This is a genomic window from Streptomyces sp. NPDC048507 (genome assembly GCF_043199995.1).
Lineage (GTDB): Bacteria > Actinomycetota > Actinomycetes > Streptomycetales > Streptomycetaceae > Streptomyces.
On record NZ_JBICWZ010000031.1, the window covers coordinates 11,603 to 37,123 of the forward strand.

The following is a 25,521-nucleotide window of genomic DNA, read 5'->3' on the forward strand; positions in this document are numbered from 1 at the left end:
ATCGGTCCAGGTTCGCTGTCACCGGTCAACCCGGTGCAACACCATCGCGCAACACGAGTGCAACAGGCCACGTTGCGCACCTGACCTGCGGGAACGCCCGCAATGGGCCGGGGAGGCCCGCGTGTTGCATCCGGCGTTGCAGGCCCTCAAGGGGCATTCGGCGCTGGACAGCCGGCCCGCCGACGCGCGAGATCCCGGGCCTTGGTGGGCCCGGGATCCGGTCGGTAGTGGGGGAGCGGTCAGTAGTCGTCGCGTTCGGAGGGCGGCCCGTACTGCTCGATGAGGTCGCAGGTGCAGTTGCCGCCCTCGTAGGTCGTCTTGTCGCACTCGTCGTGGTGACTGCGCTGCGGTGCGGCCCGTACGGCGGCGGGCTGCGCCGGAGCGGCCTCGGCGACCAGGGCGGCTCCGGCCCAGTCGACGCCCAGCGCGGCGAGGGCTGCGAGCTGGTCGGCGCTCAGCTTGCCCCGCCTCGACTCGACGTTCGAATTCCACACGCCCAGCTTCACGGTCACCGGCTCCGCCTCGCCGTCGACCGTGATCGTCTCGCGGTGCCCGCGCGGCACCGCCCGCTGCCCTTCCCCGCTCCACCCATTGCGCCAGGGCCGCCAGGCCCCGTTGGAACGCCGCCTCCGTCTTGCTCCCGGCCTTCTTCGGGCCCGTGACTGCGGCGGCCGGCGCCGTGGGGAGCTCCGCCGGGGCGGCGGCGGTCAGGGGCAGGGTGGCGCCGCGGATGCCCAGGGCGGTCAGCCGCTCGCGCTGCTCGGGAAGGAGTTGCGCCCAGGTGCCCGGTTCCTGCTGACGCCACTTCCAGGTGCCGATGTCGTCGCCGTCGTGCATGACGCCGCCCGCGATGTAGGACAGCACGCCGTCGGCGTCGACCAGGTCGGCGAGGACCCGGTAGTGCCGCTGCCAGTTCAGCGGCCAGGGGCAGTCGCAGCCTGGGTCAATCTCCGTCAGCTGCGCCGCGCGCACGGCGGCCCGCTGCGGGTCCTTGCCCAGGCCGCCCTTGCGGCGGAGGTTGGCGAGGTGCTGCCCGATGGGCACCATCGCCTCGCCCTCGCCCCACACGGCGTCCTGCCGGGGTGCGAGGTGCCCGGTGGCCTTCCGGTAGGACCGGAGCGCGGCGAGCTTGCTCTCCCACGCCTCCTCGCCCGGCTCCCAGACCATCCCGGCCTCGGGTGCGTCCAGCAGCGTCTTGCGCCGCTCCTCCAGCTCCCCGGCCCGCAGCGCTTCCGCTGTTGCTGCACCCAGCGGCCAAGCGGAAACGACTTCGTGACGCCGACTTCGACCTCGGTGTCGTAGGGCACGGCGTGGACGCCGGTGATCTCGTTTTCCTTCCGCCAGCGGATGAGGGCCTGGTAGCCCTCCAGCCACACCAGGGACTCCGGCCGGTACACCCGTGTACGGAGGAACGCGGCGATCGTCGCCGCGCCGCGTGGGCTGGAGAAGTGGAGCAGGGCGGCTTCGGCGGCGGCCTGGGTGTCGTCGTCCTCCTGGTCCTCGCCGTCGCCTTGGCCGCCGGCCCCGACGATCTGCCCGTCCTCGTCACGTTGGACGTGGACCTTGCGCTTGCCGCTCGTGAGGGCCCGGGAAGCGAGCTGCTCAACGAGTCGGTCATCGTGCGAGCGGAGCCCCTGGAGGACCGCTATGAGGGGGCGGAAGCTGGCGCTGGCGACCATGTCCGTCGGGTCCTCGTTCGGCTCCAGGAAGACCAGCACGATGATCCTGGCGACCTTCGTGGAGCCGTCGCGGTTGAGCCTGAGCGCGCGGCCGATGTTCTGCACGATCTCCACCTGGGAGCCGCGGGTGTCGGCGAAGCAGATCGAGTCGACTCCCCGCTCGCCGGTGATGTCGCCGCCTTCCCCGAGCACGCGAACCGAGGCGAGGAGCCCGGTGGACCCGGCGCCCGGCTACGAGGTGGTCACCGCACAGCCACGCCGACCACACCCGGTCCGGCGGGACGTGGCGGCCGGCCTCCAGCTCGTAGAACTCCGCGTCGATCGACGACTTCGGCAGCTGCTCGGCGGCGGCCAAATCGGCGTGGGAGGCGTCGTTCAGATACAGCGCGGCCGCGATTTCGGGCAGCTTGTCCGCGAACGCGCGGGCCTCTTCGACCTTCTGGTGGAACGTCATGACCGTACGCAGGTTGTACGCGGCGGCGTGCTCCAAGAGCGCGGTCTGCAACAGGGCCAGGCGCCGGCCCCGCTATGCCTCTTCGGACTCTCCGAGGACGGGGGAGGGGTCGCGGATCTCCAGGACGTCGATCTCGAATCCGGCAAGGATCTCGCGCTCGATGGCCTCGCTCAGACCAAGCGGCTGCTTGTTACTGTTTCCGATCATGCGAGCCCTCTTCCCAGGATCCTTTGACCCGGTCACTCGCGGGCATCAGGACGTGCTCCGGCGTGCTGCCGTTCTGTTCGACGAGGTCGTCGTGTGCGTGATGTTCAATTCCGAGAAGTCCGGCCGCTTCCCCGTCCCGGAACGGCTGGACCGGCTGCGTGCGGCGGCGGCCGGTCTGGGCAACGTCACGGTCGACTCCCACACCGGGGGCCTGCTGGTCGACTACTGCCGCCGAGCCGGTATCGATGTCGTCATCCGTGGAGTCCGCGGCGTTCGCGATCTGGGTTACGAAGTGCCGATGGCCCGGATGAACCACGAACTCGCCGGCGTCGAAACGTTCTTCATCGCTGCGGACCCCGACCTGGCCCACATCTCGTCCACCCTCGTCACCGCGGTGGGGCAGCAGAACCGCGTTTACTGATCGTTTCAGAATGCCGCCCTGCGGAGACGCGTCAAGCCCAGGGAACGATTCCCTTCAGCCACGGGCTCAGCTGAGCGGCTGGCGGTGGGTCCGTTTTTGAGACCGGCGCAGACTCGATAGAGCTGAGATCGCAGGCCCGCGAGCGGCCGGTCGATCAGCGGGGCAGGATGCGCATTACTGCCTCGCGTTCGCCGCTCAGCCGCAGGCCTTGCTGTACTGCCTCGCTCAGATCGAGGTCGCCGAGCAGGGTGGCGGCCAGCAGGTGCGGCGGTCCGGTCAGTGACGCGGTGGGGTGGTCGACCCGGCCGGCGTGTGTGTGCACCGAGCCGTCCTTGACTTCGATGACCAGGTCTTCGTTGCCGTCGGCGTGCAGTTGCAGGGCGATTGCCGGCTGGTCGGGGCGGTGGTCGGTCAGTGCCCGGGCGGGCATGTCCAGCCAGTGGGTGCGGAAGGTGTCGTTGCCGCCCGGCTCACGCAACAGCGGCACGCCCCACCGGCTCAGCTCCTGCAGCACCGGCTCCAGCTCGCGGCCACGCTCGGTGAGGGAGAACAGGGTGGTGGCCACCGGCGGCGGGGCGGCCTTGCGGTGGATCAGGCCGGCTTCCTCGAGTTCGCGGAGCCGGTCGACCAGCAGGTTGCTGGCGATCCCGGGCAGCCCGTTGCGCAGGTCGGTGTGCCGGCAAGGACCCAGGGCGAGCAGTTCGCGGACGATCAGCAGGGTCCATCGGTCGCCGACGGTGTCCAGTGCTTTCGCGATGCCGCAGTACTGCCCGTAGGTGCGCATGCCACCACCCTACATCGTGGTGTTGAGATTCAAAACTCGCTTGTTGACTTTCTCAACAACGTCGGTCTAGCGTCGCTGCCCATGACCTCCACCCTTTCCGTGCGTCGGCTGGCCTGGGCCGGCGTCGAGATCCGTCTCGGCGACACCCGCCTGCTGATCGACCCGCTCGAGAACGTCGCTCCGCTGGCGCCGGTGATGGGGCCGCCGCACCGGCCGGTCGACCCGGTCGATACCCCGCCCGGCACCCACGCCCTCATCACCCACCTGCACCCCGACCACTACGACCATGACCTGATCGCCCGGATCGCGGCCACCGGCACGATCGGCTGCCACACCCCGAGCGCGGCGGCGCTGCACGAGGCGGGCATCACCCCCGTCGCCCAGGACCTGGGCCAGTCACGCCGCATCGGAAAGCTGACCGTCACCCCGGTGACCTCGCTGGACTGGCGCGGCAACGACTGTGACCAGGTCGCCTGGGTCGTCGAAGGCGCCGGCCGGCGGGTCATCCACTGCGGCGACACCCAGTGGCACGGCAGCTGGTGGCAGATCGCCCGCGACCACGGCCCGTTCGACGTCGCGTTCGTCCCGGTCAACGGCGTCATCGCCCACTTCGAGGGCTACGCGGCCAACGTCCCGGCGACCATGACCCCCGAGCAGGGCGTCGAGGCCGCCGTCGCACTCGGCGCCGGCACCGTCTGCGCCATGCACTACGGCCTCTTCCACAACCCGCCGTTCTACACCGAACAACCCGACATCGAGCAGCGCTTCCAGCACGCCGCCGACGAACGCGGCATCACTGCGGCCATCATCGCCGACGGCCAGCCCGTCCTCTGACCATCAGAAACAAGGAGCAACACATGAAGATCGTCCTGTTCGGTGCCAGCGGCAACATCGGCCGGCCCGCCACCGAGGAACTACTGCGTCGCGGCCACACCGTCACCGCGGTCACCCGAACCGGCCACATCGACGGACTGGGGCACAAGGCCCTGACCGTGACCACCGGTGACGTCACAGACGCCGCCGCGGTCGCCGGCCTCGCCGCCTCCCACGACGCCGTACTGTCGGCCGTCGGCCCCCGGATCGGCCAGGAGAACGACCGCACCACGATCGTCGGTGCCGCCCGTGCGCTGATCGACGGACTCCGCCGAGCCGGTGTCACCCGCCTGGTCACCATCGGCGGTGCCGGTAGCCTGCGCACGCCGACCGGCGCCCGGGTCATGGACGACCCGGACTTCCCCGCGCTGTGGAAGGCCAACGCCGAGGCCCAGTCCGAAGCGCTCGACCTCTACCGCGGCGTGCACGACCTCGCCTGGACGTACGTGTCGCCCGCCGCAGTCATCGGAGCGGGCGAGCGGACCGGAGCCTACCGCAGCGCCGGGGACACCCTGCTCACCGACGACGGCGGCAACAGCCGCATCTCGTACGCCGACTACGCGATCGCCTTGGCCGACACGATCGAGAGCGGCACCGCGATCCGCCGCCGCATCACCGTGGCGTACTGAGCCGTGAGCAACGACGCCGCCGGCCGGCAAACCCGATTCATCGTCCTGCTCGCAGCGCTCGTGGCCTTGGGACCACTGTCCATCGACGGCTACCTGCCCGGACTGCCGGACCTCGCCGGCGACCTGCGCGCCAGCGCCGCGGCCACCCAGCTCACCATCACCGCCTGCCTGGCCGGGCTGGCCATCGGGCAGCTGATCGCCGGGCCGCTGAGCGACACCTACGGCCGGCGGCGTCCGTTGCTGGCGGGCCTCGCCCTCTACACGATCGCCAGCGCGCTCTGCGCGGTGGCGCCCGACGTCCGGACCTTCGTCGGCCTGCGCCTGGTCCAGGGCATCGGCGGGGCGTTCGGCATCGTCATCGCCAACGCCATGGTCCGCGACCGCACCTCCGGAACCCGCACCGCACGTCTCTTCTCCGCACTGACCTTGATCACCGGTCTGGCGCCGGTGTTCGCGCCGGTCCTCGGCGGCCAGCTACTGCGCGTCACGGCTTGGCCGGGGATCTTCGTGGGCCTGGCCGTACTCGGCGCCGTGATGCTGGCGGCCTCCGCCGCAGGACTGCCGGAGACCCGGTCCTCCGCGCCACGCCAGCCGCTGCCAGCTGTCGTCGGGCAGCTGCTCGGCGACCGGGTCTTCACCGGGTACGTCCTGGCCAACGGCTTGGTCTTCGCGGCGATGTTCGCCTACATCTCCGGCTCGCCGTTCGTCCTGCAGGAAATCCACGGCCTGTCACCGCAGCAGTACAGCGCCGTGTTCGCCGTCAACGCCGCCGGACTCATTGCGGCCGCCCAGATCAGCGGCCGGCTGGTGGCCCGGGCCGGCGCCCGCGTGCTGCTGCTCGCCGGTCTGCTGGGCGCGACAGCCGGTGGCACCACGGTCCTAGGCGCGGTGCTGACACGGGCACCCCTGCCCGCGCTCCTGATCGGCCTGTTCGTCCTGGTCTCCAGCGTGGGCCTCGTCATGCCGAACGCCGCGGCCCAGGCCCTGGCCGACCACGGAGGACACGCCGGGTCGGCCGCCGCTCTGCTCGGCTTCAGCCAGTTCATGATCGGCGGGGCACTTGCTCCGCTGGCCGGCGCGGGTGGCGCCACCGACGCCTTGCCGATGGGAATCATCGTCGCCGTGCTGCCGGCGCTCGCTCTGCTCACACTCGGCGTCCTCACCCGGTCGATGCCCGGTGAGCGCACTCGCAGGCCGGCTCGCCAAGGACCTGCCGGGCACCGGCGACCGCGCACGGCCTCCCACGGCACCGCGAGCGGGTCCTCACCCAGGAACCGGCCGATGTAGCGGACCGTGCCCCCCCTACAGCCCGGATTCGACCAGGCCCACGCACGCGACCTGTTCGACGCCGACGTCGCCTGGCTGCTGCACCACTCCGCCCAGCCACGACCCGCCCTGCACTGACCCGCCTCCGAGCGGGCCGACGCCACCACCGGCGGGGACCGCGGGGATCGGCCACAACCTGTTCGAAGCACCTTGAGGAGACCGTGTGACCATCACATTCATCGTGGGGACCGGCCGGTGCGGGTCCACCATGTTCTCCCGGGTCCTGCAGGCCCATCCCGACGTCCTGAGCATGAACGAGTTCTTCACCTCCCTCGCCGCCCGCGGCAACGAGGTATTCCAGCAGCGGGCGCTCGACGGGAGCGAGTTCTGGTCCCTGCTCGCCGACCCAACGCCCCCGTTCGGCGCGTTCGCGGCCTCCGCATGCCGCAGCGCAGAGATGATCTACCCCTACGGCAGCGGACGCTTCCGTCCCGAAGACGGCTTCCCGGCCATCTCCCACATGGCGCTGCCCGCGCTGACCCCCGACCCCGACGCCCTGTACGACCACCTCGCCGAGACGGTCCCCGCCTGGCCCCGCAGGCCGGCGGCCGACCAGTACCGTGCCCTGTTCGCCCACCTCGGACAACGGCTGGGAGGCTCGGTGGTCGTGGAGCGCTCCGGTGCCTCCCTGGCCTACCTACCCGCCCTGTACGCCCTGTTTCCCGAAGCCCGCTTCGTGCACCTCAGCCGCTCCGGACCCGCCTGCGCCCTCTCGATGAGCAGGCACATCGCCTTCCGCTCGCTCCTCCTGCGCACCGAAGCCATGACGTTCCTCCAACTCGCCTCCCCCTTCGACATCACCGCCGCACACGCCGCGGACCTGCCCGAGCACCTGTCCCACCTGGCCGGCGACGTCGACTGCGAACGGGTCATGCGCACCGCCATCCCCCTCGCCGCGTTCGGCCACCTCTGGTCACAGATCACCACCCAGGGCGTCGAGGACTTCCTGCGGCTGCCCCCCGACCACCGCATGGCCCTCTCCTACGAACACGTCCTCGACGCACCCGAACACCACCTCGGACAGCTCGCCGACTTCCTCGGCACCAAACCCGATCCACAGTGGCTGCACGAGGCCGCCGCCTCCGTCATCCGCAACGACCGCCCCCCGGTCACCGACCCCGAAACCCTCCACGCCTGCGCCCCCGGGACCCGCGCACTCGAACACCAGACTCGCGTCCTCGCCACCACTGCCCAGACCTGACCCGCGGGGAGCGGGGAACCCCGGCGGAGAGTGACGAGCCGGTTCGCGAAAGGCGGGTCCGCGTGGTGGGCTTCGCCGCGCCGACCCGCGTGGCGCCCGGAGAGGGCCGCAGCTCAACGCCCTGACGCGCCGCCTCCCGCACTCGGGTATCCCCGGCGGCGGCCGCCGCTCCCGCTCCACCACCACCCCGGCCGCCGTCGCGCCCGGGCAGCTGGCCCGGGCGGGGGATGTGATCCCCGCGCACCGGCGGCAGGCGACGCAGGCCAGGGGGGCGGGACGTAAGCGGTGAGTTCCGGCGGCGGTGGCGGATCCGGCCCGGCCGACACTGAGTCCGGCCGGCGCCCGCAGCTGCTCGGCGTCCTTGCTGCCCCGGCCCGGCCCGGGGCCGCCGCCCGCTGCCTGTTGCCCATAGGGGGTCCGTCTCCCAGTCTTGCTGGACCCGCTCCGTCCGGCTGGCGGCCCCGGGCGGGCGGCTGTGTCGTGGCGATGAGGGGTCAGCGTGCGGTCGGGCTCGAGCTGGTGGAGGCCGGGGCTGCGGGGTGAGGGCTACGGCCGGGGCGGGGCGTTCGCGGTGAGCTCCGCTGCGGCTGCGGACCTTGCCCATCCGGCACAGAGCCCGGCCCGCGCGCGGCTGCTCGGCGTCTACGCCGATCGATCCAGGGCCGGCGCCCGCGTCTGCCGGGCAGCATCGACCGGTGCCGGAGGACGGAATGCGCCCCGGCGACGAGCGGGGCAGCGCGCGGGGCCGCGCCCGCGCCGAGCTGGCGGCGGCCGGGGAGCGGGGTGAAGGCTCAAGCCCCCGCACCCGTTCCTGCTGCGCCTGTGGTGTCGCCGGGCCCGCGCCCGGGCTGGGGCTCGCGCCCGGGGTGGCGCTCGTGGTTGAGCTGGAACTCGCAAGCGGGTTGATGCTCGGGCCCGGTCTGGAGCCCAAGCCCAACCCCGCCCGCGCCCACCCGTGCCCCCGCTCGAGCCCGGGCCCAAGCCCAACCCCCGCCCGGGCCCGGGCGGGGGTTGGGGCCCGTGCCCCGGTTGGTCCTTGTACGCGGACGGGAGGTGGAGCCCGCGGCCGGGGGAGTGCTCGCGCGCGGCCTTGAGCTCGTACTCGGGCCCGGGCAGGTGCCGGTGCTCGGGTGTGGGGGCTCGCGCGGCGGGCTGGGTGTGTTCCGGAAGGTCGTCTGCTGGCGCCCCCGGGTACCCGGCGGCGGTTCCTAGCGGTTTCTCGGCCGGTTTGGTTGCGGTTTCAGGCCGGTTGGGTGGTGGTCTTGGCTGGGTTTGTGGCTGGGAGGGATGATGGGGGCCGCCGGGGTGTTCACTTTTGGCCTGGGGTTCGGGGGGTGTGTATGAGGGTGCACGGGAAGGTGTGGGAGACGGAGGAGAAGCTGCGGGAGATCGGCGCGGATTACCTCCAGGAGGTCGCCGCCCTTCGCGGGCAGGCAGCCGCTGCTGAGGAATCCCCTGAGGACACCCCCTCAGAGACGGACTGAAACCCCCTCCCCCTGAACGAGGCCACACGCTCGCGGAGCGGTTTCTGAAGGTGGCGTGGCGGCGCATGGCGAAGGACGTCGCGGCCCTTGGCGCTCGCCGTCTGCGTGGGCGGGCAGGCCGCGACCGGCGGCCGGACGTTTCCGCCCCCGCGCTGACACGCCCCTGCACGCTCTGACGCGCCCGCCCTCCGCCCCGGCCGCGCCCGCCTCCCGCACCCGGGCCTGTCCGGCGGCGGCCCCGCTCCACCACCACGTGGGCCGCCGTCGTGCCCGGGGAGCTGGCCCTGGCGGGGGATGCGGTTTCCGCGCATCGGCGGCAGGCGCTGCTGGCCGAGGCCGTGGGGCGTTCGCGGTGAGCTCCGGCTGCGGGGAGCCGGGCGGGCGGGACCCGGTGCTGCAATACGGCCGGGCGGCCGTAGCCAGGAAGGCGGCTGCGCTGCGGTGACGAGCGGTCAGCTCGTACTCGGGCCCGGGCTGGCGCTGGTGCTCGGGGCGGGGGTTTGCATGGGGGGCTGGGTGTGTTCAGGAAGGGCGCCCCGGCCCAGCCGACGCCGAGTCCGGCCCGAGCCCGCAGCTGCTCGGCGTTTTTCTGGCCGGGCCAGGACCACCGCCCGCTCGCCGCCTGTTGCCCGTACGGGGTCGATTTCCCCAGTCCTGCTGGGCCCGCTCCGCCCGGCTGATGGGCTGGGCGGAGCGGGTGGGAGTCAAGCAGGCGGGTTGCGTCGGCGCCGCGGTGATGAGGGGTCAGCGCGCGGCGGGTCCGGGCTTGGCGGCGGTCGGGGGAGCGGGGTGAGGGCCCGGGCTCCCGCGCCCGCTCGGACCTTCCGGCGGCCCTCGCCCTGCCCGTGCCCGGGCTGGTGCGCGGGTTGGAGATGGAGTCCGTTCGGCTTGCGCCCGGTCTGGAGCTCGGGCTCGTGCTTGGGCTGGAGCCCACGCCCGTGCTGGTGCTTGTGCCCGGTCTGGAGCTGGAGTGCGTGCTCGAGCTGAGTCCGTACCCCCGGGCCCGCGCTCGGGCGGGAGTCCGCGCCCGGGCTGGAGCTGGACACGGGCGGTCTGGCGCGCGGGAATCCAGTAGGCCGTGGAACCTCAGATCACTCTCAAATGCCTTACACCGAAAGGAAGGTGATCATATTGTTTCCCGTGAAGCGGAGGGCGGTGCTCCTGACCAGAGGGCCGCCTCACATCGGAGAATGGGGAATCTTCACATGAAGCGTACGACGTCCGGCTTACTTTCGATCGCCCTCCTGGGCGGGTTCATCGCGGGCGCCGCGGGTACGGCGTCAGCCACCACCACGGGTGGACCGCAGGGGGGTGGACCCGGTCGGTGAACGCCGGGCCATGTGCACCGTCTACAAGGACAAGAACGCCTGCGCCTCGCTGATGAAGCACAACAAGATGACCAACGCCGTGAAGGACTGCCTGCTCAGGGCCGGCATCGGAGGCGCGGCAGCGTTCGTCGTCGGTCGCTACGTCAGCAAGGATCTGGCCGAGGACATCGCGAGCAAGGTCGTCGTGGCGGGCGGCGCTGCCTGCCTCGGCGCACTCACCTGACGAGACCCGGGGAGCTGCTATGGCCGTCAAAGTCATTGCGACACTCGTGTGGGTAGCCGTGTTCCTCGGTGTCGAGCATCTGCTTCAGGGCAATGCGTGGGCCGAGTACACCGCTGTGGCCGTTCTGTGTGGCGCGTACGCGGTGATGCTGGACAGGATCAGCAAGAAGCAGGCAGGCGGCCGGTAGCGCCCCAGTGGCTGAGCGGCTGTTGAGCCTCAGGAGCCCCTGGCCCTCGCCAGGGGCTCCGTCCGCTCCCGGCCGCACCCGAGCGGGACCCCTTGCCCGCAGGCGGCCCCCGCTCGGGTTTTGCAGACCGGGCTCCAGGGCGGGCACCACCCCGGTGGCGACCGTGAAGGCGGGGGAGCGTGGCTGCCGGCGGGTAGACAGCAGGGATCAGGCCCCGGTGGCGATCACTGCCAGATCGGACCGGTACGGCAGTAACCCTCCCTCCGGTCGCCTGAGGATGTTGCGGCGCTGGCCCGCCTCGGGCAGCGTGAAGGAACGGCGCTGCTTCACCTCGACCAATGCCCCGGCCCGCGGCCGCCCGTGTGAAACCCCGCCGCACATCCAGGCCGCTTGAGAGGATCACGCCCCGCTGGCTGCGCCCTCCTGCCCGCCGCGCACCGCGCCCCGGCTGCCGGCGGTGCTGGAGGCGGGCCGGGGATGTGCCTGCTGGCCCTGGCTCTCACGCTTCCCGGCGGCCGGGGTCCGGGCGGGTGGCTTGCGGGGGCGGCCGCCCTCGCCTTCGGTGTCGGCGGGGTCCGGCTGCTCTGGTGGAGCGCGCTCCGAAGGGATCCGCGGGGGAGCGGGTGAGTGCGCGGAGTTCGAGCGGGTCGTTCTCATCCGCCGCCGGGCCACGGCTACCCGGGAGCGTGAACCGGACGCCGGATCGGTCCTGGTTGTCGGTGGGGCCCGGCATGATGCGGAGCCATGAACATGGATGTGGCGGCATCGATGTACCACCACCGGGCGGTGAGGCGGCTGCTGACCTTGCCGGACGGAACCGTCCCCGCGCTGGGCTTCCGTGAGGTGTCCGGCGTGGCATTCCCGCTGTACGCCGCCCTCCCGCTGCTGTACGCGCCCTCGCTGTACGGCTGGCTGCTGGACAAGCCCCTGCCCCTGAGTGCACGTTCCTGAACCCCTTCCGGGCCTGGTCAGTGGCCTTCCTGACTCCCGGGCAGAGACGGCCTGCCGTTCGCAGAGCGGTCACAGTGACCGCTCGGCGAACGGCTCATCGGTCGAGATGGTCACGTAGCCAGGTGCCGGGGTGGGCATGTGGTGGGGTAACGGCCTGGTGCCGTGGGACCTGCGGCTGTCTGAGGTAGGGACTTTTGCCACCGGTCTGAGGGGCGCGGTCGCCGCTAGCCTTTCGTGTATGCCTCTTGCCACTCGTCTCGCCCGCGGTTGCCGCCCGCGTGGTTGCCGCGCGCCCGCGCGCCGGGTGCAGGGCCGGCGGGTGCGGTACGCGATCGGGGCCGAGCGCGGTCAGGTCAACGGGATGCGATGGCTGTCCACGCCGCCTTCATGCCCGTTCCCCAGCTGTATGGGTGTGTGAGTGGTCCCCCGCTGGTGAGCGGTGGTGGTCCTCGCCGCCCGCATGAGTCACCTGGACACTCCCGTGATGCCCACCACCGCACCCCCCGCCGAACACCACACGGCCCCGGGGACGCTCCCTTTGTCTCCGCTGCTCGCCTTGGCGCTGGCGGCGTTCATGACCGTGCTCACCGAGGCGCTGCCCGCGGCCGTCCTGCCGGAGATGGCCCGCGGCCTGGACGTCGGTGAGCCTGCGATGGGCCAGTCGCTGACGGTCTACGCCCTGGCCACCGGCGTCTCGGCCATCCCGCTGGCCAGGGCCACGGCCACCTGGCGTCGCAAGCCGCTGGTGCTGAGTGCCGTGGCCGTCTTCGCCGCGGCCAACACCGCCACGGCCGTCTCCTCCAACTATCCCCTGACCATGGGGCTGCGCCTGGTCGCGGGGATGGCCGCCGCTGTGGTCTGGTCCGAGATCGTCGTCTACGCCCGCCGGCTCGCCCCGCCCCGCCTGCAGGGCCGGGCTGCTGCCATCGCCCTCGCCGGCATCCCGCTCGCCCTGTCCCTGGGCATCCCGCTGGGCACCCTCCTCGGCGACCGGCTCGGCTGGAGAGCGATGTTCGTCCTGGTCGCCCTGGCCGCCCTCGCCCTGGCGGGCTGGATGACCATCTGCCTGCCCGACTTCGCAGGCCGTCGCCCCGAGGAGAAGGATCCCGTCCTGAAGGCGCTCGCCCTGCCCGGGGTCCTGCCGGTCCTGTTCGCGGCCGCTGCCTTCATGCTCGCCCACAACATCCTCTACACCTACGTCGCCACCTTCCTCGACGCCCACGCACTGGGCGGCTCACGCGAGCGGGTACTGCTCGTCTTCGGTACGGCCTCCGTGGCCAGCATCCTCGCCGCCTGCGCCTTGGTGGACCGCTGCCTGCGGGCCCTGACCCTCACCAGCGTCACCCTCTTCCTCGCCGCGGCCGCCCTCCTGGCACTCGCGGCCGACAGCCACGCCGCCGTCTACACGGCCACCGCCCTGTGGGGACTGGCCTGCGGCGGCATCGCCACCCTGCTGCAGACCGCGATCGGCGACGCCGCAGGCAACCGCGGCCAAGCCCTGTACGTCACCGTATGCAACTGCTCCATCGCGGGCGGCGGCGCAGCAGGCGGCGCCCTCCTCGGCGCCTACGGGCCGGCGTCCTTCGCCTACAGCGCCCTGCTCCTCCTGGCGCCGGCGCTCATCGTCGTACTGGCCGCCCGCAAGCACGCCTTCCCTGCCGGACACCGCCGGACGGACTGAAACAGGCAAAGCCCCGGAGTTCAGGAGCAGGTACTGACCTTGCCGTTTATCCACTGACCTGTGCGGTCATGGCACTTCGAGCGGGCGCTGGTGTCCGCAGACCAGTACTGCGCCAGACTGGTCGTGAACGACGGCCTCGTAGCCGACGTTCACCCCGACGCTGACACCTTGATTGTGGAAGACGACGTCGAAGGGGACCTCGTCGGGGTCCACGCCCTCAGGGGGTTCGGTGGTGATCGTGAACTCCTCCATGGGGTTCATCCAGTAGTCCTCACCCCATGGCTCGACCCAGATCCCGAGTGCTTTCGTGGTGTCGTTGTTCAACCTGATCTTCGGCATTGCCGCAGCGTAAGCCACTCGGGCAACCGTGGTGATCCTCGGCGACGTCACCGCTCAGGTGGAGATCCAGGCGGGCCCCCACCGCGTGGTCTCCCTGCTGACCCGCGAAGCCGTCGAGGAACTGGGGCTGGAACCGGGTGTCTCGGCTATCGCCCGGGTCAAGTCCACGAGCGTTCACATCGACGTGGGCTGACTCAGCCGCCCCCAGTTCTGTAGCGCACGGGGTGCTGTAGCGGGCGGCGTGGGTGTCCGCGGTGATGGCAGGTTCGTTGCCGGACCGGCCTGTCCAGCCGGCGCCCACCCGTTCCGATGCTCGGCGTCCTCGCCGACCGGTACCGGACCGCCGCCCGCGTCTGCCGGGCAGCGTCGACCGGTGCCGGGAGAGGGAATGCGCCCCGGTGACGAGCGGGGCAGCGCGCGGTCGGGTCCGCGCTCGTGCCCGTGCTGGCGGCGGCCGGGGAGCGGGGTGAAGGCTCAAGTCCCCGCGCCCGTTCTTGCTGTGCCTGTGGTGTCGCCGGGCCGGCCGGGCCATACCGTCCGGGGCCTGCGCCCGGGCTGGGGCTTGCGCCCGGGGTGGCGCTCGTGGTTGAGCTGGAGCTCGCAAGCGGGTTGATGCTCGGGCCCGAGCCCGCGTCCGAGCCCGAGCCCGGGCTCGGGCGGGGGTTGGGGCCCAGTCCTGCTGGGCCCGCTTCGCTCGACTCTCGGCCCGGGCGGAGCGGGCGGGAGCCGGGCGGGTTGCGGCTGCGCTGCGGTGACGAGGGGTCAGTGCGCGGGCGGGTCCGCGTCCGCGCCCGTGCTGGCGGCGGCCGGGGGGCGGGGTGAGGGCCCAAGGTCCCGAGCCCGCTCCTGCTGCGGCCGGACCAGCGCCCGGGCTGGGTCCCGGGCCTGGGCTGGTGCTCGTGGTTGAGCTGGAGCTCGTAAGCGGGTTGATGCCCGGCCCGGGCCCCAGCCCGGGCGCGGGCCCGAGCGTGGGCGCGGGAACCCGGCGGGTTGATGCCCGGGCTGGAGCCCGCGCCCGGGGGAGCGCTCGTGCCCGGGCTGGAGCTCGTACTCGTGCCCGGGCTGGCGCCGGTGTTCGGGGCGGGGGCCCGCACGGCGGGTTGGGCGTGTTCCGGAAGGGGGCCCTGGCCCAGCCCGGCACCGAGTCCGGTCCGCGCCCGCAGTTGCTCGGCGTTCTTCCGGCCGGGTCAGGGCCGCTGCCCGCTGCCTGTTGCCGGTACGGGGTTCATCTCCCAGTCTTGCTGGGCCCGCTCCGTCCGGCCGAAGGCCCGGGCGGGAGTCGAGCGGACGGGAGCCGGTGCCTCAGTCCGGCCGGGCCGCCGTAGACGGGCAGGTGGCTGCGCCGCGGTGTGAGTATCAGCGTGAGCCGGGCCTGGGCTGGCGGCGGCCGGGGCAGCGGGGAGAGGGCCTAGGCTCCCGTGCCAGCTCTGACCGTCCCGGCTGCCTCGCCAGGGCCGTGTCCGGGCTGGAGCCGCACTCGGGCTCGGCTGGGGTCCGGGCCCGGGCTGGAGCCCGCACGCGATCCGGAGTCCGTGAATCGAACCGCGGGTGGTGTTGGGTTGCTCATCCGTGGGTTCGGGCCGGGTGGCCGGCTGTGTTGCGGGATCGTCGTACCCCGGCGGCGCTGCCCAGGGCCGTCCGGCGAGGCGGGAGATGTGTGCATGAGCGGGGTGGGTGTGCGGGAGTCGTGGACGACGGAGGAGTTCGGCTCCTCGCAAGTCTTCGGGGCGCATTTGCTACTGACATCGAAGCGGTGCCGTTGGTGGCTGCCCCTGTTATGGGGCGGTACAGCATCAGCGTTTTCACGGCCGCGGAAACGGTGCCTCTTAGGCGCTGCGATCACCTAGGCCTCATGGTAAACGACAAGCCAAGCGCGATGACTTAGAGCTGTTTACGCAAGCGTGACTTGGCAGGGGACTCATGCGTTTTCAGGGTATGACCACACGTAGAACAGTCACATGCCTGGCCGTCACCGCAGCAGCCGTCGTGGCAGGAGGCGCTGCCGGGGTCCCGGCTTCCGCCGGAGGAGTCGGAGATTTCTTGTCTCCCGCCTTCGGTACCAGCTGCGTCAATCACGCGCCTAAGGTCCAGCCGCAGGGCAGCACCTCAAGCGGCGGTGGAGGCGTGCAGGGCCTTGTGGCACAACTGCCGGCCGTGAGTGCGCTGAACCAGTGCGGTGGAGCAGATTTCATTGGGCCAGTGGGAGTCGTGGAGCAGGGTGAGATTCTCTCGCCGTTGCAAAATCTGAACACGAAGATTCTGGGGTGATATCGCATGTGTCATCAATTTCGGACTTCCCACTGACATCATTCGAGATCGTCGCCATCGGGCACGACAGGCCCGCAGCGTGCACGGTGACCACCCTTCTCGCTCATTCTGACGGCCGAACTGGTACAGCCGCACTGAGATGGATCAGGGAAGATGATCGTGCCTACCCGAGCCCCGAACCACGGTCTGGGGAGTGGCGGTTGTCTAACTGGGAGCCGTGGCATCTTGTCGCTCGAGGAGAGGGCTGATCGCCCGGACTCGCTGGCGCAGCCAACAGTCACGCCCAGTCGATGCCCAGCTGTGCGAGGGCGGTGAGCTGGTCGGCGCTGAGCTGCCGCGGTCCAGGCCTGTTCCGCAGTGGGGCGAGTCGAGCCGAGGGCGAAGTTCGAGCACTCCAACATCAGCATCACCCTGCTGGGACTGACTATGGAGAAGGTCACCGCGAAGCTTTCGCCCAGGTCCTGAGGAAACAGGTGATCAGGCCAGACCACCTCGGGGGAGGCGAGGGACTCGACCTACATCACGCCCTCCTCGGGCTGGCGGGCCGGGGTGATCATCCCGGACCTCGGGGGCCTGCGGAGCTGGGCGACACCCCTGGCGACCGGGACGCTGCTGGCAACGGCCACGCGGAAGGCGCGGCTGGAGACACAGCCGATCGGGAAGCCGGGGGCGAGCTACGGGCTCGGGATCTTCGACGTGCAGGGCTGGATCGGCCACGACGGGTCGATCCCGGGATACGAGTCGCAGGTGGCCTACCTGCCCGAGGCGCGGGCCACGACGGTGATCCTGCTGAACACGGACTCGCTGACGGCCGGGCGGAAGCCGAGCGCCTTCTTCGGGCAGGGGGTCGCCGGGATCATCCCCCCCGCGCACGAGTACCCGGGGCACGACTCGCTGCTTCACCAGCGGTAGCCCGGGCCCTCACCGGGCTGCGGCCATCGGCGCCAGCCCGAGGTCCGTCAGTGCGGCCGCCCCGGCCCCGGCGTGCTCGCCACCCGCGAGCAGCAGCGTACGCGCCCACTGGTAGCGGCAGCCGGCCGCCTCGAAGGCGGCCGCGGTGGCCAGTACCGCGGCCGGGTCGCCGTCCAGCAGCGCCTGCGCCCGCTCCACCAGGGCGGTGGCGACCGGGTTCCCGGCGACCACGGATCGGGCGGCGGCGAGGCGGGCCCGGGCCCCGGGGTGGCCGGCGAGGACGGAGGCCTCCGCTCGCAGCGCCTGGTACCAGTGCAGCCAGACCCAGCAGACCCACTTCCACACCTGGGCGGGCTCGGGTGCCAAGCGAGCGAGGGCAGCGGGGGCGTCGCCCTGGTGGAGCAGGACCAGGGAGTCGAAGACGGCGCCGTGGCCGTGGCGGGTGTCGCCCTCGCCGCCGGAGCGTTCGGTGATGGTGAGCCAGGTCCGGCGGGCCTCCCGGTCGCCGCGCAGGCCGTGCACCATCGCGACGGCCGCGGCGGCCGGGCCGAGGGAGAAGGAGCGCTGGCGGCCGGTGCGCGCCCAGGCGTCGTGGAAGCGGACGCTGCCGGCGAGCACGTCCTCGGCACGGCCCGCGAAGGCGTCGGCGACCAGCAGCCAGGAGGTGGCGTGGTCGCCGACGTCGGCGAGCTGGGGCTGGGCCGCCAGCTCGGCGCCCCAGCGGCGGGCGGCCGCCAGTTCGCCTGCGCCGACGGCAGTCGCGGCGGCCATGGCGAGGGCGTCGACGAGTTCGTGGGTGCGGGCCGGGGTGTCGGGGGCCCAGGCCAGGACATCGATCCGGAACCGGGCGGCCACCGCGGCGGCGAAGGTCTCACCGGCCCAGCTCTGGGCCCCGGAGAGGGCGTCCAGAGCGGCGGAGCGGGCCACCGGGTCACCCGCGAGCCGGGCCAGTTCTACGGCCCGCTCGGCGCAGGCGACGGTGTCGGGGGCGGAGTTGCCCGGGGCGCCCTGGACCGCGCCGAAGGCGTCCGCGACCACGGCCGCCTCGGCCAGGGCCAGGGCCGCGGTGGCGGCCGGGTCGTCGCCACCGGCCAGCCCGCGGGCCTCGGTGAGCAGGGCCATGACCTCCGGTGCGGCCGGGGGACGGGCGAAGGTGCTGGAGAAGCGGTACGCGGCGGTGGCGGCGGCGGCCAGGTCGCAGGCGGCGGCGGAGGCGTCCCCGGCCCGGCGGGCGGCCGCGGCGGCGGCCAGGTGCAGGCGGTGGATGTCGTCGCCGAGGCGGCGGCAGCCGGCCACCCCGGCGGCGAGGCGCAGCGCGGCGGCGGCCTCCGGCTCGGTTGCGGCGAGGCCGGCCGCCTGTTCGTAGCGCTGCTGGGACTCGCCCAGCAGGTTGCGGGTGAAGGCCAGTCCGGCGAGGGACAGAGCAAGGCGGCAGGCATCCGCACGCTGTTCGGGGCGGTCCGCGGCCCAAGCCAGGGCGGCCCGCAGGTCCTCCGCGAGGGCGTCGAAGCGGATCCGCCACTGCGGGTCCTCGGCCACTTCGAGTGCAACCGCCTCAGCCAGGCACCAGGCCAGGTGGCGGGCCCCGGCCCCCGTCAGCTCGCCGATCTCGGCCAGGCGTTCGGCGCCGTACTGGCGCAGGGTCTCCAGGGCCTGGTAGCGGGTGCCCGTCGCGGAGTGCGTCACGGCCAGCAGGCTCTGCTCGGCGAGCCGGCCGAGGCCGTCGGCTACCGCGGCCGGTCCCAGCGGGGCGAAGCCCGCGACTTTGGCGGCCGCGTCGGCGGTGAAGGGGGCGACGAAGGCCGACACCCGTCGCAGCACCGCCCGATCGTCGGGGTCGAGCAGCTCGTGGCTCCAGTCGAGGACGGCCCGCACGGAGCGGTGCCGGCCGTCGGCGCGGGGACCGCCGGCGAGGATTCGGAGCTGGTCGGAGAGGCCGGCGCTCAGGCCGTCCAGGCCGAGGGTGGACCAGCGGGCGGCGGCCAGTTCGATGGCCAGCGCCATGCCGTCGAGGCGTTCGCACAGGGCCGCGATCCGCTCGTGCTCCTCCGGGGCCGGGGCCCGGCCGACCGCGGCGGCCCGCTCCAGGAAGAGAGCGACGGCCTCCGAGGCGCTGCCGCCGACCCGGGAGAGCGGCGGCACCGGGAAGACCCACTCGAAGGGCACCATCAGGCGGGCCCGGCTGGTGGCGAGCACCCGGACGCCGGGGCAAGCCACCAGGAGCCGCTCCAGGAAGGGGGCCGCTCCGTCGCGCACGTGCTCGCAGTTGTCCAGCACCAGCAGCGTGCGACGGTCCGCGAGGACAGCCGTCAGCGCGTCTTCGATGCCGCGCCCGGGCTGCTCGCCCACGCCCAGGGCCGCCGCGACCGCCGCGCCCACCCGCTCCGGGTCGGTGACGGGCACCAAATCGACGAAGCCGACCCCGTCGGGGAAGTCCTCGGCCACCCGGGCCGCGACCGCCAAGGCGAGCCGGGTCTTGCCGACGCCGCCGAGGCCGACAGCGGTGACCAGCCGACGGCCCGTCACGGCCTCCGCCAGCGCCTCGCGTTCGCGCGAACGGCCCACGAAGGCGGTCAGATGGGCGGGCAACGCAGCTGCGGGGAGCGGGCGTTCGACGGCGGCCGGAACGAGGGCCCGGCGGGAGAGGGCCCGGCGGTCGGCCAGTTCCAGCTTCCGCAGCAGCGAGGAGACGTGCGACTCGACCGTCCGCACGGAGATGAACAGCCGGGCGGCTATCTCCGCGTTGCTCAGGTGTTCGCCCAGCAGGGCGAGGACGTCGGCTTCCCGGGCGGAGATCACTGGAGTGGACACCGGGCCATTATGCGGAGCCGGGTACGGGGACCGCTCCGTGGCCCGTCCGTGGTCTTTCCGTGGTCAGCACGGAGGCGCCGGGCACCCCTGCCGACGGAAGCTTTGTGCACAGGGGGAACGGGCCGGTCAACGCACCGGACCACCGTGACCCGCGACGACAGGAGTGACCATGACCAGCGCTTCCAGCCCTTCCGTACAGGGGATCAAGACCGTGCTGCACCCCGTGTCCGACCTCGCCCAGGCCAGGGCCGTGTACGCCGCGCTGCTCGGGGTCGAGCCGGGCACCGACGGGCCCCACTACGTGGGCTTCGACGTGGCCGGGCAGCACATCGGCCTGCTCCTGGGCGGCGGGCCGCAGGGCCTGACCGGGCCGACGGCCTACTGGCACGTCGCGGACATCGAGGCGAAGGTGGCCGAGGTGACCGCCGCGGGCGCCACTGTGAAGGACGCCCCGCGCGACGTGGGCGGCGGCCGGCTTGTGGCCACCGTCATCGACCCGGACGGCAACCTGCTCGGTCTGGTGCAGGACCAGTGAGCACCGCACCGCGCACCCGCGCCGAGCGGCGCCGCGACACCGAGCACCGGCTGGCCCACGACGTCGACGTCTGGGTGGCCACCGCCTCCCCGGACGGCGCCCCGTACCTGGTACCGCTCTCCTTCGACTGGGACGGAGAGGCGCTGCTGACGGCCACCCCGGCGAAGAGCCCCACCGGCCGGAACCTGGCCGCCACCGGGACCGCCCGGCTGGCCCTGGGCCCCACCCGCGACCTGGCCATGATCGACGGGGACGTCGAGGTCCTGGCCATCGACGCGCTGGCGCCGCAGGTGAGTGACCGGTTCGCGGCCCGTACCGGCTTCGACCCGCGGACGCCGGCCATCCCCTACCACTGGTTCCGCATCACCCCCCGCCGCATCCAGGCCTGGCGGGAGGCCGACGAGCTTTCCGGCCGCGAGCTGATGCGCGACGGCCACTGGCTGGCCTGAAGCCGACCGCTCCGGTCAACCACAACACCCGCACTCCCTGGAGGAGAACCACCATGAGCAACACCGACAAGACCGACAACACCGCGCACCAGGGCTTCACCGCCGAGGAGCGCGCCGCGATGAAGGACCACGCGAAGGTGCTCAAGACGGAGGCATCGCGCGGCGGCTCGAAGGCGGAGAAGGCCGCGCAGGCGGTCCAGGACGTCCTGGAGAAGATCGCCGAGATGCAGGGCACGGACCGGGTCATGGCCGAGCGGGTGCACGCCGTGGTCACCGACACGGCCCCGGAGCTCGCGCCGAAGCTCTGGTACGGGATGCCCGCATACGCGCTGGACGGCAAGATCGTCTGTTTCTTCCAGTGCGCGGAGAAGTTCAAGGCCCGCTACGCGACGCTGGGCTTCAGCGACCAGGCGCAGCTGGACGACGGCCCGATGTGGGCTGCCGGCTTCGCGCTGACCGAGGTGACGGCCGAGGTCGAGGCGCGGATCGCAGACCTGGTGAAGCGAGCGGTCGGCTGAGGCCCGGGACGCGGGCGGCCGGGGGCGGCGGCCGGTGCGGGCACCGGCCGCCACCGGACCCCCGCGCCCGGTCCGGCGTACGACGTGACGCGGAGTACAACGCATCCGGAACTCCGCCAGCTATGCCCAGTCGATGCCGAGCTGTGTGAGGGCGGCGTGCTGGTCGGCTGTGAGTTTGTCGCGTCGGGTTTTGGTGTTGGAGATCCATACGCCCAGCTTCACGACCACCGGCTCGGCCTCGCCTTCGACCGCGATCTCCTCGCCGTGGGCGCGCGGGACTGGCCGGTGGGCGCCTTCCCGCTCAACCCACTGCGTGAGCGCCGTCAGGCCGCGCTGGAACGCCTGCTGCGCCTTGCTCGGCCCCTTTGCTCCACGCTCGGCGGCCGGGGTGGGAGGCGGCTTCTGGTCGGGTTGTACGCCGATCGCGGTCAGCCGTTCCTGCTGCTCGGGCAGCAGCCGAACCCAGTGGGTCGGCTGCTGCTGCTGTTGGAGCCACTTGCCGATGTCGTCGCCGTCGAAGAGGACGCCCGGGGCGATGTGGGGCAGGACGCCGTCGGCGTCGACCAGGTCCGCGAGCACGCGGTACTGCCGTTGCCAGTCCAGCGGCCACGGGCAGTCCCAGTCCTTGTCGATCGCGGTCAGCTGTGCCGCGCGTTCCGCGGCCCGGTCCGGGTCCTTGCCCAGGCCGTTCTTGGTGCCCTTCCTGCGGAGGTTGGCCATGTGCTGCCCGACGGGCACCATGGCGTCGTCCTCGCCCCACACCGCGTCCTGCCGGGGCGCCAGGTGCCCGGTGGCCTTCCGGTAGGACCGGAGGACGGCGAGCTTGTTCTCCCACGCCTCTTCGCCGGGCTCCCAGACCATGCCGGCCTCTGGGGCGTCCAGCAGTGCCTTGCGCCGGTCCTCGCGTTCCCCGGTGCGCAGGGCCTTGCGCTGCTGGTGCACCCATCTCCCGAGGGGGAACGCCTTGGTGACGCCGACCTTGGTCTCGGTGTCGTACGGGACGGCGTGCAGGCCGGTGATGCCGTTCTCGGCCCGCCACCGGATCAGGGCCTGGTAGCCCTCCAGCCACACCAGGGATTCGGGCCGGTACACCCGAGTACGGAGGAACGCCGCGATCGTCGCGGCGTCGTGCGGGCTGGAGAAGTGGAGCAGGGCCGACTCGGCCGCTGCGTCGGTGTCGTCCTCCTCCTGGTCCTCGCGGTTCCCGCCGGCCCCGACGATCCGCCCGTCCTCGTCGCGCCGGACGTGCAGCTTGCGCTTGCCGCTCGTCAGGGCGCGGGAGGCGAGCTGCTCGACCAGGCGGTCGTCATGAGAGCGCAGGCCCTGCAATACGGCTACAAGAGGGCGGAAGCTGGCGGAGGCGACCATGTCGGTTGGGTCCTCGTTCGGCTCCAGGAAGATGGGCACGATGATCCGGGCGATCTTCGTGGAGCCGTCGCGGTTGAGTCGCAGGGCCCGGCCGATGTTCTGGACGATCTCGACCTGGGAGCCGCGGGTGTCCGCGAAGCAGATCGCCTCTACCCCCCGCTCGCCGGTGATGTCGACGCCTTCGCCGAGGACGCGCACGGAGGCGAGGAACGCCCGGTGTACGCGCCGGTTGTCCGCGTCGATGCCGTTGGCGAACTGCCGCAGGACCTCGCGCCGCTCGGTGACGAGGTGGTCCCCACACAGCCACGCCGACCACACCCGGTCCGGCGGGACGTGCCGGCCGCTCTCCAGCTCGTAGAACTCCGCGTCGATCGACGACTTCGGCAGCTTCCCCGCGGCCGCCAGATCGGCGTCCGTGGCATCGGTGACGTACAGCTCCGCCGCCGTCTGCGGAAGCTTCTCCGCGAACGCGGCCGCCTCCTCCACCTTCTGGTGGAATGTCATGACCGTACGCAGGTTGTACGCCGCCGCGTGCTCCAGGAGCGCGGCCTGCAGCAGCGCCAGGCGCCGGCCCCGCTGAGCCTCCTCGGACTCGCCCAGGGTGGGGCAGGGGTCGCGGATCTCCAGGACGTCGATCTCGAACCCGGCGAGGATGCCCCGCTCGATCGCCTCCGAGAGACCCAACTCGGCTAGCCAGGCCCCGTAAGCCCCCTCCGGGTCGTCGGCCATGCTCGCGATCTCCGGTTCCTGGCCCTCCGCGCCCTTCTGCGGGCGGGCTGCGGCGAGGATGCGCGGGGTCGCGGTCAGGTAGAGCCGGAAGTCCGCGGGGATCCGGGTGTTGTCGTGGATCGCGGCCCACGGCCGTCCGAGGTCGCCGGCGGTTCCGTGCGCTTCGTCGACGATGGCGAGGTCGAAGCCCGGCATCTGCTGCCCGTACAGCCGCTCCCCGCCGGCCAGAGCGGCCTCCAGGGGCCCGCGAATCTTCCGCTGGCCCTCGGATGCGTCGATGTTCTCGCGGTCCACCAGGGAGGCGTACGTGGCGAACACGACCACCGGCCCGGACGCCGCCCACAGCGCCAGTTGGATCGGGTTGGTTGTGGTGCGTACCCCGAGCTCGTTCAGGACTGCGTCGTTCTCCAGTGAGCACACCGCGACCATCGGGGCCCGGTGGCCCACCAGGCGCCACGCCCGGGCGGTCTGCGCGAGCAGGTCCAGGGTCGGCACAGTCACGAGGATCCGGCCGTCCGCGAAGCTCTCCAGCGCGCACGCGGCGGCCGTGATCGTCTTGCCCGAACCGGTCGCTGACACGATCGTGCCCCGGGCACCCTGCGGGGGCACAGTCTGCCTTGCAGGGAATCCGACCCACTTCCGGAATGCCGACTTCTGGTCGACCTGGTGTTCCCTGAGGGAAATGCCATGCATTCCAAGTTTCCATTCTGTGCGGCGGGGATCGGGCAGCGATGGGCTTTTCGTTTGTCTAGGTGTTGAGACCTGTGAGTCCCCACTCGTCGAGGCCGCCGTAGATGGTGGCTGCCCGGCATTGAGGTGCGTTCATGACTTCGGCCTCGCCGCGGTAGATGGCGATGAGGGAGTCGGTTCCGCGCCACCAGGTGTCTGCGAGGCCGACGGTCTCAGGAACCGGCTCGAAGCCGCTGAGGTCGATGCTTTCGACTGCGTCACCGGTCACTGTCGTGGTGGTGCGTGCGCAGCTGCGGGCGTGGTAGGCCAGGGCGACGGCTTCTACCCATCCTTCAACGCTGGAGTGCAGGGGCACCCAGTGGCCGCAGTGGAGTCCGAACTCTCCGCTGGGGCCGATCATGAACGCGTACGGAAGAGCGGTGCGTTGGTCTCCTGCGTTGAAGTGCCAGTCGGGGTCGGGGCCCTCGGGCACGTCCCCGCTGAGCACTCGCGGTCCGCCGTCGTAGTGGGGAGAAGGAGGAAGAACGAGCCCACCCCAGACGGCCTCGTAGACCGAGACCCGGTCGATCTGCGCCGCGGGAACACCGTGTTCCATCCACCTGGCCCTGTACTGTTCTATTTCAGTACGCGCGATCCAGTGCCCGTGGATTCGGACAAAGCATTTCGCTCTCCGAGTGATGTGCTCAGGCACTTCTCTCCTATCCGCCATCAGACCCACCTCCACATCTACCGCATTTCTGCTAACAGTACATCGTGCATCAGACTGGATGCACACGCTACACTGAAACTTGACACGAACAGTCGTCTCCGCACACGCACAGACGACTAGCAGCGGGAAGCGGAGGAAGACGCCAGTGGTCGAGAATCCTTGGACGCCCGCCCACCAAGCGGTCGAGTCCAGCGACTTTGCCGAGCTGACTCGACTCCTCGATGAAGGCGCGGACGTCAACGAAGTGTGCGAGGGGATGACCCTGCTGGAGCATGCCATTGACCTGGAAGGGGACTCGGCACTTCAGTCGGGGACCCCCATCGACAGTCGGCTCACGGCGATCCTTCTGGCCTACGGAGCCGATCCGAGACCGCAACCCCCGGGGCAGATGAGCGCGATGGACCTGGCCGACTCCTACGGTCACGACATCGCCTACCGCCTGATAGACCGGACCACCCCCACTGAGGCCAGCCGCCCGCGAAGCGGGCTGTGGTCCTGGAGGCGAAGCCGGAAGGACTGAAAGGGCGGAAGCGAAGCGGACGCCCAACGGACCAAGGGCCCCGACCCCGTGAAACGGGGTCACCCGGGCCCGCGCAGCGGGCCGTTCGGGACGGAGCGAAGCGGAGACCCGAACCGTCCGAAGCGAAGCGCAGGACTCCGGCCCGAAGGGCCGGCACTGGCTCGGCGAAGCCGAGCCCCGCCGAGCGCAGCGAGGCGTTTCACTGCCCCGAAGCGAAGCGGAGGGGCCAGGTGCCGCAGGCACCC

20 protein-coding genes and 2 pseudogenes are annotated in these 25,521 nt (G+C 71.9%); 16 read left to right on the plus strand and 6 right to left on the minus strand.

Annotation, left to right across the window (positions count from 1 at the left end; translation table 11 throughout):
- Nucleotides 1–239: 239 nt before the first annotated feature.
- Nucleotides 240–2,313 (minus strand): annotated as a pseudogene (locus ACGFXC_RS36665) (Helicase associated domain protein); the annotation flags it as partial.
- 25 nt (nucleotides 2,314–2,338) lie between these two features.
- On the opposite strand from ACGFXC_RS36665, the gene coaD reads away from it, so the two are divergent.
- Nucleotides 2,339–2,761: a pantetheine-phosphate adenylyltransferase gene (gene coaD, locus ACGFXC_RS36670; protein WP_393719268.1), complete on the plus strand. Its 423-nt coding sequence runs from the start codon at nucleotides 2,339–2,341 to the stop codon at nucleotides 2,759–2,761.
- A 154-nt stretch (nucleotides 2,762–2,915) separates the two neighbouring features.
- Here the strand turns inward: coaD and ACGFXC_RS36675 are convergent, their stop codons facing one another.
- Entirely contained in the window at nucleotides 2,916–3,545 is a 630-nt protein-coding gene (locus tag ACGFXC_RS36675) for a winged helix-turn-helix transcriptional regulator (RefSeq protein WP_393719269.1), read from the minus strand.
- 81 nt (nucleotides 3,546–3,626) lie between these two features.
- On the opposite strand from ACGFXC_RS36675, the gene ACGFXC_RS36680 reads away from it, so the two are divergent.
- From ACGFXC_RS36680 to ACGFXC_RS36720, 9 genes are all read left to right on the plus strand, one after another.
- Nucleotides 3,627–4,379, plus strand: a complete 753-nt coding sequence (locus ACGFXC_RS36680) for an MBL fold metallo-hydrolase (protein WP_393719270.1) — start codon at nucleotides 3,627–3,629, stop codon at nucleotides 4,377–4,379.
- 23 nt (nucleotides 4,380–4,402) lie between these two features.
- Nucleotides 4,403–5,047, plus strand: a complete 645-nt coding sequence (locus ACGFXC_RS36685) for an NAD(P)-dependent oxidoreductase (protein ID WP_393719271.1) — start codon at nucleotides 4,403–4,405, stop codon at nucleotides 5,045–5,047.
- Between the two features lie 3 nt (nucleotides 5,048–5,050).
- The gene (locus ACGFXC_RS36690) at nucleotides 5,051–6,334 is read left to right on the plus strand and encodes a multidrug effflux MFS transporter (protein ID WP_393719272.1); all 1,284 of its coding nucleotides are present in this window, start codon (nucleotides 5,051–5,053) and stop codon (nucleotides 6,332–6,334) included.
- A gap of 202 nt (nucleotides 6,335–6,536) precedes the next feature.
- Nucleotides 6,537–7,574, plus strand: coding sequence for a sulfotransferase (locus ACGFXC_RS36695; protein WP_393719273.1), 1,038 nt, complete (start codon nucleotides 6,537–6,539; stop codon nucleotides 7,572–7,574).
- 2,795 nt (nucleotides 7,575–10,369) lie between these two features.
- Nucleotides 10,370–10,609, plus strand: coding sequence for a hypothetical protein (locus ACGFXC_RS36700; RefSeq protein WP_393719274.1), 240 nt, complete (start codon nucleotides 10,370–10,372; stop codon nucleotides 10,607–10,609).
- 19 nt (nucleotides 10,610–10,628) lie between these two features.
- Nucleotides 10,629–10,796, plus strand: a complete 168-nt coding sequence (locus tag ACGFXC_RS36705) for a hypothetical protein (RefSeq protein ID WP_393719275.1) — start codon at nucleotides 10,629–10,631, stop codon at nucleotides 10,794–10,796.
- A 744-nt stretch (nucleotides 10,797–11,540) separates the two neighbouring features.
- Nucleotides 11,541–11,747 (plus strand): hypothetical protein, encoded by a 207-nt coding sequence (locus ACGFXC_RS36710; protein WP_393719276.1) that lies wholly within the window; start codon nucleotides 11,541–11,543, stop codon nucleotides 11,745–11,747.
- Between the two features lie 238 nt (nucleotides 11,748–11,985).
- A complete protein-coding gene (gene trpM, locus ACGFXC_RS36715; protein ID WP_393719277.1) occupies nucleotides 11,986–12,165 on the plus strand; it encodes a tryptophan biosynthesis modulator TrpM in 180 nt (59 codons plus the stop codon).
- A gap of 66 nt (nucleotides 12,166–12,231) precedes the next feature.
- Nucleotides 12,232–13,428, plus strand: a complete 1,197-nt coding sequence (locus tag ACGFXC_RS36720; RefSeq protein WP_393719278.1) for an MFS transporter — start codon at nucleotides 12,232–12,234, stop codon at nucleotides 13,426–13,428.
- Between the two features lie 66 nt (nucleotides 13,429–13,494).
- Here the strand turns inward: ACGFXC_RS36720 and ACGFXC_RS36725 are convergent, their stop codons facing one another.
- Nucleotides 13,495–13,767 carry a hypothetical protein gene (locus tag ACGFXC_RS36725; RefSeq protein ID WP_393719279.1) on the minus strand — a complete coding sequence of 91 codons (273 nt, stop codon included), beginning with the start codon at nucleotides 13,765–13,767 and terminating at the stop codon, nucleotides 13,495–13,497.
- Nucleotides 13,768–13,792: 25 nt separating this feature from the next.
- Here ACGFXC_RS36725 and ACGFXC_RS36730 point away from each other — a divergent pair.
- Nucleotides 13,793–13,960, plus strand: a pseudogene (locus ACGFXC_RS36730) (TOBE domain-containing protein); the annotation flags it as partial.
- Nucleotides 13,961–16,584: 2,624 nt separating this feature from the next.
- A complete protein-coding gene (locus ACGFXC_RS36735; RefSeq protein WP_393719280.1) occupies nucleotides 16,585–16,947 on the plus strand; it encodes a hypothetical protein in 363 nt (120 codons plus the stop codon).
- A gap of 9 nt (nucleotides 16,948–16,956) precedes the next feature.
- Here the strand turns inward: ACGFXC_RS36735 and ACGFXC_RS36740 are convergent, their stop codons facing one another.
- Nucleotides 16,957–19,758: an ATP-binding protein gene (locus ACGFXC_RS36740; RefSeq protein WP_393719281.1), complete on the minus strand. Its 2,802-nt coding sequence runs from the start codon at nucleotides 19,756–19,758 to the stop codon at nucleotides 16,957–16,959.
- Nucleotides 19,759–19,927: 169 nt separating this feature from the next.
- Between ACGFXC_RS36740 and ACGFXC_RS36745 the strand changes: the two genes are divergently transcribed.
- Genes ACGFXC_RS36745 through ACGFXC_RS36755 form a run of 3 tightly spaced genes read left to right on the plus strand, consistent with a single transcriptional unit; the run spans nucleotide 19,928 to nucleotide 21,260 of the window.
- Nucleotides 19,928–20,293, plus strand: coding sequence for a VOC family protein (locus ACGFXC_RS36745; protein WP_393719282.1), 366 nt, complete (start codon nucleotides 19,928–19,930; stop codon nucleotides 20,291–20,293).
- The gene (locus tag ACGFXC_RS36750) at nucleotides 20,290–20,742 is read left to right on the plus strand and encodes a pyridoxamine 5'-phosphate oxidase family protein (protein ID WP_393719283.1); all 453 of its coding nucleotides are present in this window, start codon (nucleotides 20,290–20,292) and stop codon (nucleotides 20,740–20,742) included. The genes ACGFXC_RS36745 and ACGFXC_RS36750 overlap by 4 nt, the downstream gene beginning before the upstream one ends.
- A 53-nt stretch (nucleotides 20,743–20,795) precedes the next feature.
- Nucleotides 20,796–21,260: an iron chaperone gene (locus ACGFXC_RS36755; protein ID WP_393719284.1), complete on the plus strand. Its 465-nt coding sequence runs from the start codon at nucleotides 20,796–20,798 to the stop codon at nucleotides 21,258–21,260.
- A 120-nt stretch (nucleotides 21,261–21,380) separates the two neighbouring features.
- Here the strand turns inward: ACGFXC_RS36755 and ACGFXC_RS36760 are convergent, their stop codons facing one another.
- The gene (locus tag ACGFXC_RS36760) at nucleotides 21,381–24,050 is read right to left on the minus strand and encodes a Helicase associated domain protein (RefSeq protein ID WP_393719285.1); all 2,670 of its coding nucleotides are present in this window, start codon (nucleotides 24,048–24,050) and stop codon (nucleotides 21,381–21,383) included.
- A gap of 55 nt (nucleotides 24,051–24,105) precedes the next feature.
- On the minus strand, nucleotides 24,106–24,756 hold the full coding sequence (locus ACGFXC_RS36765; RefSeq protein WP_393719286.1) for a hypothetical protein: 651 nt from the start codon (nucleotides 24,754–24,756) through the stop codon (nucleotides 24,106–24,108).
- Between the two features lie 145 nt (nucleotides 24,757–24,901).
- On the opposite strand from ACGFXC_RS36765, the gene ACGFXC_RS36770 reads away from it, so the two are divergent.
- Nucleotides 24,902–25,276, plus strand: a complete 375-nt coding sequence (locus ACGFXC_RS36770; protein ID WP_393719287.1) for an ankyrin repeat domain-containing protein — start codon at nucleotides 24,902–24,904, stop codon at nucleotides 25,274–25,276.
- Nucleotides 25,277–25,521: the final 245 nt, after the last annotated feature.